Source organism: Tenacibaculum sp. 1B UA, assembly GCF_033978845.1.
In the GTDB taxonomy this organism is placed as follows: domain Bacteria; phylum Bacteroidota; class Bacteroidia; order Flavobacteriales; family Flavobacteriaceae; genus Polaribacter.
Genome location: NZ_JAKVUA010000013.1, coordinates 13,842 through 28,269, shown reverse-complemented (window position 1 = coordinate 28,269; position 14,428 = coordinate 13,842). Strand labels below are relative to the sequence as shown.

The window sequence follows — 14,428 nt, the reverse complement described above, 5'->3', positions numbered from 1 at the left end:
TTTAGATGGGTTCTATTTCACCTTTTACCAAAGAGCAGTTAATGCCACAAACCGAAATGCTTGAAATTAAAAAGCAAAAAGGAGATTTATTTATAGGGTTGCCAAAAGAAACTCATTTTGAAGAAAAACGAATTAGTTTATCTCCCGATGCTGTAGCTGCTTTAGTTGCCCATGGACATAGAATTGTAATTGAAACTGGTGCTGGTGAAGGAGCTAATTATAGCGATAAAGAATATTCTGACGCTGGTGCAAAAATATCATACGACGTAAAAGAAGCTTTTACTTGTAATATTGTACTAAAAGTAGAACCACCATCTTTAGAGGAAATTCAGATGTTAAATCCCCAAACAGTTTTAATTTCTGCCTTACAATTAAAAACACAAGATAAAAAGTATTTTGAAGCGCTCGCTAAAAAACGGGTAACTGCAATTGCTTTTGATTATATCAAAGATGAACATGGCGTATTTCCTATTGTAAAGTCGTTAAGTGAAATTGCTGGAATTGCCTCTATGCATATAGCTGCAGAACTTATGACAGCTTCTAACGGAGGGAATGGTTTATTACTAGGAAATATTGGGGGCGTTCCTCCTACTGATGTTGTTATTCTGGGAGCAGGAACTGTTGGAGAGTTTGCTGCTAAAGCAGCAGTAGGCTTAGGTGCACGTGTAAAAGTATTTGATAATTCAATAACAAAGCTTCGTAACTTACAATCGTGTGTACAAGCTCCTATTTATACGTCAACCATTCAACCTAAAACATTGCAAAAAGCTTTAATGCGTTGCGATGTTGCTATTGGAGCTCTTAGAGGAAAAGATCGTTCTCCTGTAGTTGTTACTGAAGAAATGATTGAACAAATGAAAGATGGAGCTGTTATTGTTGATGTTAGTATTGATAGAGGTGGCTGTTTTGAAACCTCTCAAGTTACCACACATAGTAACCCTACTTTTGCTAACCATGGAGTAATTCATTATTGTGTTCCTAACATTCCTTCTAGATACTCTAGAACAGCATCTGTATCTATTAGTAATATCTTTACACCTTATTTATTAGAAATTGCAGAAGAAGGAGGTTTTGAAAATGCAGCTCGGTTTGATAAAAGTTTACGTAACGGAATGTATTTCTACCACGGAATTTTAACCAATAAAACTGTAGCAGACTGGTTTGAACTTCCTTACAGAGATATTAATTTATTGATTTTGTAATTTGATTTTACTTACTTTTGCATTTCAATTTTAAATTATGCATTTGTTAAAACGTTTTGGGTATTATTTAATAGGAATTGCCTTAGGGAGTTTAGTGGTACTTTTTATTTGGAAAGGTAAAGATGTTTCTTTTGATTATGGAATGGATGCTCGTACTTTAAAAACCATTAGAATAAAAAAACGTTTGTTTTCTGACAGTGCTCAACAAACATTAGCTACTTCAAAAATTGATACAGCTACTATTTCTACTATTTTAAACCATGGAGATGTTGCTTTTGGAAAAAGCAAGCCTCGTTTAAAACCATGTGCTGAGTACTTTATTACTGGAAAAGACAGCTTAAGTCACATTAACTTATATATTATACGTTGTGACTCAACTGCTACAATTAATAAAATTACGATTAACTAACAGTTTTTATATTTATCATACAAACCTACTCTATTTAATATCATCGGAATTATTTTTTCGAGTCGTTTTACTTTGGTTACTTCCCTTTTTGCCTCGGAAATATAATCAGAAAATTCCCTTTGTTTACTCAAGGTAAACTCATTAAAAGTTTCTTTTAACCTATCATTTTTGTCTAATGTTAACTGTAACTCTTTAGGAATAATTAAAGGTTTCGTATTCCTTTTAGGCTTTAGTTCTTTTCCTTCCTCAGAATTTTTAATAGCTTCTAATACATATTGCTTAACCAATTCTGTATTAATTTCATTTAATTCCTTAAACCTCCATTGACGCATTGCTTGGGTTTTTCCTTCTTGAGCATTTACCAATACCTTTTCTTTATCAGTTAAAAAACTTCCCTGAAAAAACCACAAACCACAATAGTTTTTAAAGGCTGATAAGCCTACTATATTTTTCCCTCTATACACATAAACAGGAGATCCCCATTTAATAGTTTCTTCAAGAGGGAGGTCAAGAAAAACAGAACGCAAGAGGTTTAACTCTTGCGCCCAATTACTTTTATCTTGTATATATTGTGTTACTTTAATATTCATTATACTATTTGTTCCTCTAAAGATATCATCCAATTTATACCGTATTTATCTCGTAACATTCCAAACTTACCGCCCCAAAAAGCTTCCTCAAAAGGCATCATTACGAAAGCTTCACCAGTAGAAAGTCCATCAAAAATAGCAACCGCTTCATCTTCATCTTCTGTATTTATATTTACTGCAAAATTATTTCCTTTAGTAAATTCCTCTTTTTCATTAAAAAAATCAGATGCCTTAAGAGAAAAATTACCTGCTTCTACAGTACAATGCTTTGTTAATTCCATTGCTTCTTCTGGAATATTTTTACAAACCTCTTCTGGAGCGTCTTTAAACTGCATTAATACCGTCATTTCACCTCCTAATACATCTGCATAAAAAGTCATTGCTTCTTTACAGTTCCCATTAAAATGTAAATAAGTACTTGCTTGCATATCTTTTTTGAGTTTTTTAGTTAGCGATATCACTTGTAAATTTAATACGCATTAATCGCAATTCATCATCATCGTAATCACCATCAAACTCATCTAAAGCTTCTTGAATCTTATCTGTCTCAGCTTCCATAAAATAATCATGAATCTCTTCTTGCTGATCTTCATCTAACAAATCATCAACAGCATAATCAATATTTAATTTAGTTCCTGAAAAAACAATAGCTTCCATTTCTTTTATTAACTCAGACATTTCCAAACCTTTTGATTTAGCAATATCATCTAAAGGTAATTTTCTATCTGTATTCTGAATGATATAAAGTTTTAATCCAGAATTAACTCCTGTGCTCTTAACTATTAAATCATCCGGACGCATAATTTCGTTGTCTTCTACATATTTTGTAATAAGTGCAACGAAATCTTTACCATATTTTTTAGCTTTACCTTCTCCAACACCATGAACTTTTCCTAATTCATCTAATGTTACCGGGTATTTAAGTGCCATATCATCTAGAGAGGGGTCTTGAAAAACTGCAAATGGCGGAACTCCTAAACGTTTTCCCACTTTTTTTCTTAAGTCTTTCAACATAACTACTAACTTATCATCTACTCCTCCTGCTGATTTTTCGATAGTTAGAATTGTACCGTCATCTGCAGTTTTATATACATGATTTTCAGTCATCATAAAGGAAATTGGGTTACTAATAAACTCCTTACCTTCTTTAGTTAGTTTTAAAACACCATATTGTTCTATCTCTTTCTTTATTAAGTCAGCCACTAATACTTGACGAATCAAAGCCATCCAATAATGGTTATCTTTTGTTTTACCGATACCAAAAAAAGGCTGAGCAGTTGTTTTGTGAGACTTTAATAATGCATTTTCTCTACCAATTATTGTGTTTACAATTTCTTTTGGTTTATACATTTCGCTAGTATCTCTTATAACAGAAAGTAAGGTTACAACTTCATCTTTAGCTTCATTCTTTTTCTTAGGATTTCGCATATTGTCATCCATTTCTGCACCATCTCCATTTACATCATCAAACTCTTCTCCAAAATAGTGTAACAAATATTTACGCCTGTTCATTGAAGTTTCTGCATATCCAACCACTTCTTGTAAGAGTGCATGCCCTACTTCTTGCTCTGCTACAGGCTTATTTGCCATAAATTTTTCAAGCTTCTCAATATCTTTATACGAGTAGAATGTTAAACAATAACCTTCTCCTCCATCACGACCAGCCCTACCTGTTTCTTGATAATAACTCTCTAAGCTTTTAGGAATATCATGATGTATTACAAAACGAACATCTGGCTTGTCAATACCCATACCAAAAGCAATTGTAGCTACTACAACATCACAATCTTCCATTAAAAACATGTCTTGATGCCTTACACGTGTTTTAGCATCTAAACCCGCATGATAAGGAACTGCATTGATACCATTTACTTGTAAAACTTGTGCTATTTCTTCTACTTTTTTGCGACTCAAACAGTATATAATTCCAGATTTTCCTATTCGTTGTTTTATAAAACGAATAATATCTTTTTCTACATCTTTTGTTTTTGGTCTAACTTCATAGAATAAGTTTGCTCTATTAAAAGATGCTTTAAACACGTTAGCATCTGTCATTCCAAGAGTTTTAAGAATATCCTCTTGTACTTTTTCCGTTGCAGTTGCTGTTAAACCAATAATTGGCACATTATCAATTTGTTTAATAATGTTTCGTAGATTCCTGTATTCAGGTCTAAAATCGTGTCCCCATTCAGAAATACAATGCGCTTCATCAATTGCTACAAACGATATTTTTTGCCTTCTTAAAAACTCAGCATATTCTTCTTTAATCAAAGATTCAGGAGCTACATACAATAATTTTGTAATTCCTGCTTCAATATCTGATTTTACTTGGGCAATCTCCGACTTATTTAAGGAAGAATTTAATACATGGGCTATTCCATGATTTTCAGAAATCCCTCTAATGGCATCTACTTGGTTTTTCATTAAGGCAATTAATGGTGACACCACAATTGCTGTACCTTCCTTCATTAAGGCAGGTAATTGATAACATAGCGATTTACCACCACCAGTAGGCATTATAACAAATGTGTTTTTATTTTCTAAAACACTGTTAACCACATCTTCTTGTAGCCCTTTAAACTGGTTAAATCCGAAGATTTTTTTTAATGATCCATATAAATCCGTCTGCTCTTTATTCATCTTCTAATATCAAAAATTAAAAACGAGAACTAATTTACAAAAATTCCCAACAATATATAACGTAAACTTTCTTTTTATTAAAAAAGATTTTCTTCTCAAATATTCCTATTTTTACACTTTAAAAATATACTTAAAAAAATTTTAACTTGAAAGACGCAAACGCTATTCTCTCAACAGCAAAAGAAACTATCCTTTTAGAAAGTAATGCTATTGCTAATTTAGCAAAATTATTAAATAGCTCGTTTACGGACGCAGTTAATTTCATATTTAATTCTAAAGGTCGTGTTATTGTAACTGGTATTGGAAAAAGTGCCAATATTGCTACTAAAATGGTCGCTACTTTTAACTCAACAGGTACACCTGCTGTTTTTATGCACGCTGCTGATGCTATACATGGTGATTTAGGTAACGTACAGGATAACGATGTAGTTATTTGTATTTCTAAAAGTGGAAACACTCCTGAGATAAAAGTATTAGTTCCTTTAATCAAGAATTCTAACAATAAAATTATCGCTATAACAGGAAACCCTGATTCTTTCTTAGGAAAAAACGCCGATTTTTTACTAAACTCTTATGTAAGTAAAGAAGCTTGCCCTAATAACTTAGCTCCTACAACTAGTACAACGGCTCAGTTAGTTTTAGGGGATGCTTTAGCTGTTTGTTTATTAGACTTAAGAGGTTTTACTAGTAGCGATTTTGCTAAATATCACCCAGGAGGTGCTTTAGGAAAACGTTTATATTTAAGAGTTTCTGATCTTATTAAAAACAACGAATTACCTAAAGTAAAAAGTACCGATAAAGTTACTCAAGTTATTGTTGAAATTTCTGAAAAACGTTTAGGAGTGACAGCTGTTGTTGATAATAATGACAAAATCACAGGAATTATTACCGATGGAGATATTCGTAGAATGTTAAGTAAAACGACAAAAATAGACGAGCTTACCGCTACAGATATTATGAGTACTACACCAAAAACAATTGATGTAGATGCCATGGCTGTTGAAGCTTTAGATAACTTAGAAAATAACAATATCACACAGATTTTAGTTACTGATACTAATAACAATTATGTAGGTGTAGTACATTTACACGACTTAATTAAAGAAGGAATATTTTAAGATGGCAGAAAAAGAAATGTCTTTTTTAGACCATCTTGAAGAACTAAGATGGCATTTAGTGAGGAGTTTTGTAGCTATCTTTATTGTTGCAATTGTAATTTTTGCAAACATTAATTTTGTTTTTAATGAGATCCTTTTAGCTCATTTAAAACCTGATTTTACAACTTATCAATTCTTTTGTAAAGTATTTTCTTCTATCGGAATTGATAGTAGTTTTTGCGCAATTAAATTTAAACAAACACTACAAGCTTTAAACCCTACTCAACAATTAATGACTGGGATTTGGTCTTCTTTAATTTTAGGATTTGTAGTAGCCTTTCCGTATATTTTATGGGAGTTTTGGCGTTTTATAGCCCCTGGGCTGCACGAAAGTGAGCGGAAAAAATCAAAAGGTTTTATTTTCACCTCTTCTTTTCTGTTCTTTCTAGGGATTTTATTTAGCTATTACGTTATTTTACCAATGTCTGTATACTTCTTTTACAACTTTGAAATATCAGACGCTATACAAAACAATTTTAAGTTAGAGGCTTACATTAGCCTTATTACAAATACATTATTGGGTGTTGCTATATTTTTTGAACTTCCTGTCGTTATTTTCTTCCTAACTAAAATAGGATTAATTACACCAGGGTTTTTACGAAAATATCGTAAACATGCATTAGTCGTGGTATTGGTATTATCTGCTATTATTACTCCGCCAGATGTGGCTAGTCAAGTAATTGTATCAGTACCTATCATGATTTTATATGAAATGAGTATTTATGTTTCAAAATTTGTCTTAAAACAACAACAAAAGAATGTCACAAAAAGTCCAAGAGTTTAACGACTACCGTGCTAAAATGAACGAAAAAATTTTAGCATCAGATAATAAAGTAATCAAACGTATTTTTAACTTAGACACCAATGCTTTTACAGAAGGGCATTTACCTGTTAAAACTAAAGAATTACTAGGTTTGGTAGCATCTGCAGTGCTACGTTGCGATGATTGCATTGCTTATCATTTAAAAACAGCTTACGAAAACGGTGTAACCAAAGAAGAAATGATGGAAACCATGAGCATTGCTACATTGGTTGGCGGAACTATTTTAATCCCACATTTACGAAGAGCTGTAGAGTTTTGGGAAGCTTTAGAAAAAGACGCTTAAATTTATACCTATATTGATTTAAGAAGTTTTTAAGAAACAGTTTTATTACTTTTATACTTTAAACAATTCCATTTTCAACAATAATAAATGAAATTAAGAGCAGACAACATACAAAAAATATACGGTAGTAGAAAGGTAGTTAAAGGAATTTCTTTAGAGGTTGAACAAGGTGAAATTATTGGGTTATTGGGTCCTAATGGAGCTGGTAAAACAACTTCTTTCTATATGATTGTAGGTATGATTAAACCTAACGATGGTCATATTTTTTTAGATAATGAAGAAATTACTACCGATGCTATGTATAAACGTTCTCAAAAAGGAATTGGTTATTTAGCCCAAGAAGCTTCAGTTTTCAGAAAACTTTCTGTAGAAGACAACATTATGTCGGTTCTTGAATTTACTGACAGAACTAAAACTGAAAGAAAACAGCGTTTAGAGGAGTTAATCGATGAGTTTAGTTTAGGACACGTACGTAAAAACCGTGGTGATTTATTATCAGGTGGTGAACGTCGTAGAACAGAAATAGCACGTTGTTTAGCTTCTGATCCTAAATTCATTTTATTAGATGAGCCTTTTGCTGGTGTAGACCCAATTGCTGTAGAAGATATTCAAGGAATTGTAGCACAATTGAAGAATAAAAATATTGGTATTTTAATTACCGATCATGATGTACAAGCAACCCTAGCGATTACTGATAGAACTTACTTAATGTATAATGGAGGAATTTTAAAAGAAGGAACTCCTGAAGAACTTGCTGAAGATGAAACTGTTCGTAGAGTGTATCTTGGAAAGGATTTTGAGCTTAAAAAGAAAAAATTTGATAATCAAGCTGTAACACAAAACCATTTCATTATCGAAAATGCTAAAGAAGATGATCTTTTCTCTTCTTTCTCTGAAGTTTATCATAACCACAACTTAAAAGATGGTTTTAAGCTATATAGAAAAAAAGGGAATACTAATTCATTTCTTGTTATACCTGCGGATAGTATGAGTTTCATTAATTTCTGTAATTTATGTATTGATATAGAAGGTTTAAATGTAAAAGGGAATATTAAAGTGTCTGATCATAGCTATAAAAAAATAGCCAATTATAACGATTGGTGTAACTTTAAAATAGATTCAGATAGAGTTACATTAACCAATAGAAACAACGAGAACTGGGATGTGTATAAGAACGGAGAGTTTTCAAAAAATAAATTGATGGATAAAGCCTTTGTTGAAGATAAAATATCTTTAGACAATTACCATTTTATAAGTAACATTTTTGAACCTCAAAAAAATACCTAAAAATAACTTTCAAAATCAAAACAAAAAACACGTTGATAATCAACGTGTTTTTTTTGTTTCATTTAAGATGTAACCTTATTTTTTTTGAATTCTATTTTGAAGAAAGTTTTTTATCTGAATTACTCACAACAGACAATACCACATAAGAAAGAATAATCATTGGAATTGCTACTATTTTTAAAGTGATAATTAATATAATTGATAAAACTAAAAACACATACTTAATCACGTTATCTTTAAAATAAAAGTTTTTAAATTTTAAAGAAAATAACGGAATTTCAGCATTCATTAAATATGTAAATAATACTGTAATTAGTATTAAAAAGTATTGATTTTCGATTAAACCTATTAAAAACGACTCTTGATCAAACTGAGCAATCAAAGGTAGAGAGATAACAAACAAACTCATTGCTGGTGTAGGTACTCCTATAAAACTATCCGACTGTCGTTCATCAATATTAAATTTCGCTAAGCGATATCCTGCTCCTAATGTTAACAACAACCCTAAATAAGGCAAATTACTTCCTGTTACTCCATATTCATCAACTCCAAAGTATCCAACAGCATCAATATCTAAAGCATTTACTAGCATTTGCATCATTACAATTCCTGGTACTACCCCACTCGTTACCATATCCGCTAGACTATCTAACTGTTTTCCTAATTCACCTTGTACTTTTAACATACGCGCAGCAAATCCATCAAAAAAATCAAAAAGAATCCCTAACATAACTAAAACAGCTGTTGCAAAAAAATCACCTTTAATAGCAAAAACAGTAGCAATAGTACCACATAACAAATTTCCTAAAGTCAGTAAATTGGGGATATATTTTTTGATATTCATAGTATTCTTAATTTATAGCGAAAATAAGAAATCATTTAATCAGTTTTACATTTAAGTCTTTTTTTATCATATTTGTTAAAAACCGCTAGTACGAAAAACATGCCTATAATTACCAAAACATTTTCTCCCAGTTTACCTTTTAGAAATGCACATTTTAATACGGTATATCGTCCTTTGTTTATGAAAGATACAATTAATTACCAACGAAAAAGAATTACTACTTGGGATGCTGATTTTATCGATTTAGACTTTTCTTTAGTCGAATCTAAAACACTCGTCTTATTAATTCATGGATTAGAAGGTAGTTCAGAGTCAAATTATATGATTACAACATCTAATCATTTAAATAAAATAGGCTTTGACACAGTTTGTATGAATTTAAGAGGGTGTAGCGGAGAAGATAATGTACTTTTAGAGACTTATCATAGTGGAAAAACAGACGATGTTGATTTTGTCATTAAGTACTTAAAAAGTAGCTATAATTATGAAAACATTATAATCATTGGCTTTAGTTTAGGAGGAAACTTAACTTTAAAATACTTAGGAGAATATAGCGATATACCTTCAGAAGTAAAAGGAGGAATAGCTGTATCTGTTCCTGTAGATTTAACTTCTTCTCAAGCTGAATTAAACAAACTAAAAAACAAAATTTACCTAAATGAGTTTTTACGTACTATGAAGTTAAAACTGTTACAGAAAGCCGAAAAGTTTCCTGTTTTTCAGCTCGACAAAGAGCTTTTATTCAAAGCAAGTAAATTCAGACATTTAGAAAAACAATATACAGTTCCTATTTTTGGCTTTAAAAGTTCGGAAGATTATTGGCAAAAAGCAAGTGCAAAACCCTTTATTCCAGAAATAAAAGTTCCTACATTACTTATAAATGCCTTGAATGATAGTTTTTTATCACAAGAGTGTTACCCTATAAAAGAAGCAAAAGAAATGAAGAACTTCTATTTACTAACTCCTAACTATGGTGGTCATGTTGGTTTTATGTCTTCTTTTTCTAACACAGAAAACAGATGGTTAGAACAACAAATAGCTCATTTTATTCGAGAAACTATCGGAATAACATACTAAAACAATAACATTAAAAAGCTTTAGTTATGTTAATTGTATTTATGATATTTGTAAAACACCAACATATACCTTGTTAGAATTTATGATGATAAAAAAATATACTTTTTTTCTTTTAACCTTACTTAGTATAAACACTGGTTTTTCTCAAAAAGTAAACTCATTAGGGTTATCTAAGTTCTCTCAAATAAGTATTATCACTTCAGGACCAGGAGAAGAATTATACGAAAAATTTGGTCATACTGCTATTCGGGTTAAAGACCCCGTTTTACAGTTAGATTTACTTTACAATTATGGTATTTTCGATTTTGACGACCCTAACTTTTATGTAAACTTTACAAAAGGTTTTATGAAATATAAATTGGCTCGTTACCCTTTTTATTTATCATTAAAAAGTGCACAACAAGACCAGCGTTGGGTTAAAGAGCAAATTTTAAATTTAACACAACAACAAAGAAATGAGTTTTTTCAGTTTTTAGAAACAAATGTGTTGCCTGAAAATGCAAGTTATTTTTACGATCCTTATTTTGATAATTGTGCTACTAGACCCCGTGATATTATTCAGAAAATTACAGGTGATAATTTAGTTTTTAAAGATGATTTTGTCAAAGAAAATTTATCATTAAGACAATTGATGAATAAAGAAATCAATCCAAATACTTGGGGTAGTTTAGGAATTAACATTGCACTTGGTAGTAAGTTAGATAAAATTGCTACACCTTCAGAATATTTATACCTTCCTGATTATGTTTTTACCGCTTTAAATGTATCTAAAATCATTAAAAATGAAAAAGAAGAAGATTTAGTACTAAAGACAAATACATTGCTCGATTTCAATGAAAAGGAATCCAAAAGTGATGCTATTAGTCCTTTTTTAGCAATTTTATTGTTTTCTTTATTTGGGTTATTTATTACTTACAAAGACATTAAAAACTCTAAAAGAAGCAGATGGATCGATTTTGTTTTATTTTTCACCACAGGAACTTTAGGCTTGTTAATTGTGTTTTTATGGTTCTTTACCAATCACTCCACAGCTCCAAATAACTTTAACTTTTTATGGGCGTTTGCTCCAAATATAATTGTAGCCTTTTCCTTGTTAAAAAAAGAACCTCCTATTTGGGTTTACAAATACTGTCTAGTTCTATTATTTTTTTTAATAATTATACCATTTGTATGGTTAACTAAAGTACAGTTATATACCTACCCTACAATTCCCTTATTTATATTATTGGGAGTTCGCTATTGGTATTTACAGAAAACTTTGAATCGCTAGTTCATATCCTTGTAAACCAAAGCCAAAAACAACTCCTTTAGCGTTCGGAGCTATATAACTAACATGACGAAACTCCTCACGTGCATGTATATTTGAAATATGTACTTCAACCACAGGAGTTTCTATACCTTTTACAGCATCACCAATACCAACAGAAGTATGGGTGTAAGCTGCTGCATTTAAGATAACACCATCATAATCAAATCCCACTTCATGCAATTTATCTATTATTTCTCCTTCAATATTCGACTGAAAATATTCTAAAATCGCATTCTTATAATTATTCTTTAGTTCCTTAAAAAAATCGTCAAAAGAATTTGATCCGTAAATTTCAGGTTCACGTTTCCCTAATAAATTCAAATTAGGTCCATTAATTATAATTATTTTTTTCATCCTTCATATTTATAAGGTAAAAATACTCTTTTTAACTTTTAAGCATAAAAAAAGGAAGCAAATTTGCTTCCTTTTTCTTCTTATTGTAAAATTTCTTACTATAAAGAGAAAGAATAAGTTCCTCCAATTCCAATTGTAGCTGGAGTTATATTAACATAATCAGTATCTAATACAACACCTGTATAGTCTACATGTAAGTTAATTTTTTCAGTTAATTGGTAACCTACGATTGGTCTGAAGTAAAAACCACTTTCAGTGTTTCCTGAAGGTCTTACACCAATACCATAACCTAAGTCAGCTCCTACTGAAAATTTATCAGCAAAACTATAACGACCTGCTACAGCTACAGGAATAAAAGCTAAGTCAGCTCCTTCTCCTTGAAAATGTAAATAAGATACAGATGGTCCTACTTTAAAACCTTCAGCAACATTAAATAAATAATTAGCTTCAATTGCTCCAGTTACATTAGCTTCATCAGCATCTCCAACAGGTAAACCAATAGTTCCACCAACGTTTAATTCTGTTTCTTGTGCGTTAACAGCTAAACCAAAAGCCATCATAGCAACTACTAAAAATTTTTTCATAATTTTTGTTTTATAAGTTTTGTTTTGAGCCGGCAAAGATACATTTAATTAAGAATCTAGTTGCTCTTTTTTTTTAAAAAAAGTCTTACAAATGTATTTAAAACCCTAAACTACTAATAACAAACCACTTATGTTCAAAATAAAAAAAAGAGACACAAATTTGCGTCCCTTTTTTACTCTTTATTGATATTCTTCTTAGAAGTGTAATGCAAATCCAACGTTTAATTGGAATACGTTATTATCTTCCGAATCACCTAAACCTAAGTTATATCTTAAACCTGGCTCAATACTTACCATATCTCCTAAGAAAATAGCATAACCAGCTTGGAATCCTAAATATGACGCATCATAAGCATCATAAGAAGCCCCTGAGTAATCAATTTGTACTGGAATCATACTAGAAATGTAGTATTTTGCTCCAATCTTGTAAGAAAAAGCATCATCAGCACCTCTATCATTATACCCTAATCCTAATTTAATTGCTAAATCGTCCATGATGAAATAACCTGCTTCAGCTCCAATACCCCAAGTTGTAGTTGATCCGGCTGGTGTATCTCTATTAGATAATTGGAACCCTGTAGCAGCTCCATGAGCAGCTCCAAAACCAGTGTTACCTTCTACTAACCACTTCCCTTTAGCTGTTTGTCCATTAGCTTCTTGTGCATTAGCTGTAAAACTAGCAGCTACCATAGCAATTACTAATAATAATTTTTTCATAATTTTTAAATTTATAATTTTAAGTTTGTGCCGCAAAAATAATTTTATTTTTACATCTATCAATATGCTTTTTAAAAAAACAGCTATTTTTTTATAATGAACTGGAAACAAGCAATATACGATTATATCAATTTTTTAAAAATTGAAAGAGGGCTTTCAAAAAACTCTATAGATAGTTATAAAAGAGATGTAAATAAGCTTTTTTTATTTGTAGATAATCTAGAAAACTCTCCTTCTCCAATTCATACAACTACAGAAACTATTCAGCAATTCATCTATGAAACTAGCAAAAGTATTAATGCTCGTAGTCAAGCTAGATTAATTTCAGGTTTACGTAGCTTTTTTGATTTTATGGTATTTGAAGATTATCGACAAGATAATCCAACCGATTTAATTGAAAGCCCAAATATTATTAGAAAACTCCCTGATACCTTAGAAAAAGAAGAGATAGATAAATTAATTGCTGCTATCGATTTAAGTCACCCACAAGGGGAACGCAACAAAACTATTATTGAAACCATTTACAGTTGTGGTTTACGTGTGAGTGAATTGATTAATTTACAATTATCCGATTTATTCTTCGACGAAGGATATATACGTATATTAGGTAAAGGAAATAAATATCGTTTTGTTCCAATACACATTACAACAATTCATAGACTTAACTTTTATATTAATGAAATCAGGTCTCAAATTACTCCAAAAAAAGAAGATGAAGATACTGCTTTCTTAAATAGAAGAGGAAAACGTTTAACTAGACAAATGATTTTTATTATTTTAAAAGAATTAGCTCAGAAAATAGATCTAAAAAAAAGTATTGGTCCACATACATTAAGACACTCCTTTGCTACATATTTACTAAAAAATGGAGCAGATTTACGTGTTATTCAACAATTATTAGGACATGAAAGTATTACTACAACAGAAATATATGTTCATTTAGATAATAGCTATCTTAAAGAAGTTGTTGAACTACACCATCCTAGAAGTAATTTGAATTTAACAGAAGAAGAATAAACGAAACTTTTGGGTACAAAAAAAGGCAAGCTACCTACATCACACCGCTACAACCTAATACCCTTGCTGCGTTCCCGCCCTGGGGGATTCAAAGGGAGCTGGTTGTGTAGGACTTGCCGAGGCAAATTTACAACC

Annotated in this window: 15 protein-coding genes, 1 other RNA gene and 1 pseudogene; 9 read left to right on the top strand and 8 right to left on the bottom strand. The window is 31.0% G+C overall.

From position 1 onward, the window contains the following. Nucleotides 1-5 precede the first annotated feature (5 nt). Complete coding sequence (locus MK851_RS10785; RefSeq protein ID WP_320243843.1) at nucleotides 6-1,202, top strand: alanine dehydrogenase; 1,197 nt, start codon at nucleotides 6-8, stop codon at nucleotides 1,200-1,202. A gap of 37 nt (nucleotides 1,203-1,239) precedes the next feature. Further along, nucleotides 1,240-1,611 carry a DUF4258 domain-containing protein gene (locus tag MK851_RS10780; protein ID WP_115901364.1) on the top strand — a complete coding sequence of 124 codons (372 nt, stop codon included), beginning with the start codon at nucleotides 1,240-1,242 and terminating at the stop codon, nucleotides 1,609-1,611. On the opposite strand, the gene MK851_RS10775 is transcribed toward MK851_RS10780, so the two are convergent. From MK851_RS10775 to MK851_RS10765, 3 genes are read right to left on the bottom strand one after another with little or no spacing between them, the layout of a single operon-like run. Then, the gene (locus MK851_RS10775) at nucleotides 1,608-2,201 is read right to left on the bottom strand and encodes a YdeI/OmpD-associated family protein (protein ID WP_320243841.1); all 594 of its coding nucleotides are present in this window, start codon (nucleotides 2,199-2,201) and stop codon (nucleotides 1,608-1,610) included. The two genes, MK851_RS10780 and MK851_RS10775, sit on opposite strands and share 4 nt — an antisense overlap. Next, nucleotides 2,201-2,629, bottom strand: coding sequence for a VOC family protein (locus MK851_RS10770; RefSeq protein WP_320243839.1), 429 nt, complete (start codon nucleotides 2,627-2,629; stop codon nucleotides 2,201-2,203). Before MK851_RS10770 ends, MK851_RS10775 begins: the two co-directional genes overlap by 1 nt. 16 nt (nucleotides 2,630-2,645) lie before the next feature. Beyond that, nucleotides 2,646-4,841 carry an ATP-dependent DNA helicase RecQ gene (locus MK851_RS10765; RefSeq protein WP_320243837.1) on the bottom strand — a complete coding sequence of 732 codons (2,196 nt, stop codon included), beginning with the start codon at nucleotides 4,839-4,841 and terminating at the stop codon, nucleotides 2,646-2,648. Nucleotides 4,842-4,987: 146 nt separating this feature from the next. Here MK851_RS10765 and MK851_RS10760 point away from each other — a divergent pair, with 146 nt between their 5' ends. The 4 genes and pseudogenes from MK851_RS10760 to lptB all read left to right on the top strand — a co-directional run. Next, on the top strand, nucleotides 4,988-5,959 hold the full coding sequence (locus MK851_RS10760) for a KpsF/GutQ family sugar-phosphate isomerase (protein WP_320243835.1): 972 nt from the start codon (nucleotides 4,988-4,990) through the stop codon (nucleotides 5,957-5,959). A gap of 1 nt (nucleotide 5,960) precedes the next feature. Continuing rightward, a complete protein-coding gene (gene tatC / locus MK851_RS10755) occupies nucleotides 5,961-6,782 on the top strand; it encodes a twin-arginine translocase subunit TatC (protein ID WP_320243833.1) in 822 nt (273 codons plus the stop codon). After that, a complete protein-coding gene (locus MK851_RS10750) occupies nucleotides 6,757-7,104 on the top strand; it encodes a carboxymuconolactone decarboxylase family protein (protein WP_303508322.1) in 348 nt (115 codons plus the stop codon). Before tatC ends, MK851_RS10750 begins: the two co-directional genes overlap by 26 nt. A gap of 87 nt (nucleotides 7,105-7,191) precedes the next feature. Then, nucleotides 7,192-7,926 (top strand): annotated as a pseudogene (lptB, locus tag MK851_RS10745) (LPS export ABC transporter ATP-binding protein); the annotation flags it as partial. A gap of 556 nt (nucleotides 7,927-8,482) precedes the next feature. Here the strand turns inward: lptB and MK851_RS10740 are convergent. Further along, complete coding sequence (locus MK851_RS10740; protein WP_320243830.1) at nucleotides 8,483-9,235, bottom strand: CDP-alcohol phosphatidyltransferase family protein; 753 nt, start codon at nucleotides 9,233-9,235, stop codon at nucleotides 8,483-8,485. A 99-nt stretch (nucleotides 9,236-9,334) separates the two neighbouring features. Between MK851_RS10740 and MK851_RS10735 the strand changes: the two genes are divergently transcribed. Both MK851_RS10735 and MK851_RS10730 read left to right on the top strand, forming a co-directional pair. After that, nucleotides 9,335-10,312 carry a YheT family hydrolase gene (locus MK851_RS10735; protein ID WP_320243828.1) on the top strand — a complete coding sequence of 326 codons (978 nt, stop codon included), beginning with the start codon at nucleotides 9,335-9,337 and terminating at the stop codon, nucleotides 10,310-10,312. 82 nt (nucleotides 10,313-10,394) lie between these two features. Further along, entirely contained in the window at nucleotides 10,395-11,582 is a 1,188-nt protein-coding gene (locus MK851_RS10730) for a DUF4105 domain-containing protein (protein ID WP_320243826.1), read from the top strand. Here the strand turns inward: MK851_RS10730 and aroQ are convergent. From aroQ to MK851_RS10715, 3 genes are all read right to left on the bottom strand, one after another. Next, nucleotides 11,559-11,975 (bottom strand): type II 3-dehydroquinate dehydratase, encoded by a 417-nt coding sequence (aroQ, locus tag MK851_RS10725; protein WP_320243824.1) that lies wholly within the window; start codon nucleotides 11,973-11,975, stop codon nucleotides 11,559-11,561. The genes MK851_RS10730 and aroQ overlap by 24 nt on opposite strands. A gap of 98 nt (nucleotides 11,976-12,073) precedes the next feature. Further along, nucleotides 12,074-12,559 carry an outer membrane beta-barrel protein gene (locus MK851_RS10720; RefSeq protein ID WP_320243822.1) on the bottom strand — a complete coding sequence of 162 codons (486 nt, stop codon included), beginning with the start codon at nucleotides 12,557-12,559 and terminating at the stop codon, nucleotides 12,074-12,076. 195 nt (nucleotides 12,560-12,754) lie between these two features. Beyond that, nucleotides 12,755-13,276 (bottom strand): hypothetical protein, encoded by a 522-nt coding sequence (locus MK851_RS10715; RefSeq protein ID WP_320243820.1) that lies wholly within the window; start codon nucleotides 13,274-13,276, stop codon nucleotides 12,755-12,757. A gap of 96 nt (nucleotides 13,277-13,372) precedes the next feature. Here MK851_RS10715 and MK851_RS10710 point away from each other — a divergent pair, with 96 nt between their 5' ends. Beyond that, nucleotides 13,373-14,293, top strand: a complete 921-nt coding sequence (locus MK851_RS10710; protein ID WP_320243818.1) for a tyrosine recombinase — start codon at nucleotides 13,373-13,375, stop codon at nucleotides 14,291-14,293. A gap of 20 nt (nucleotides 14,294-14,313) precedes the next feature. On the opposite strand, the gene ffs is transcribed toward MK851_RS10710, so the two are convergent. Beyond that, nucleotides 14,314-14,412, bottom strand: an RNA gene (gene ffs / locus MK851_RS10705) — signal recognition particle sRNA small type. Between the last annotated feature and the right edge of the window lie 16 nt (nucleotides 14,413-14,428).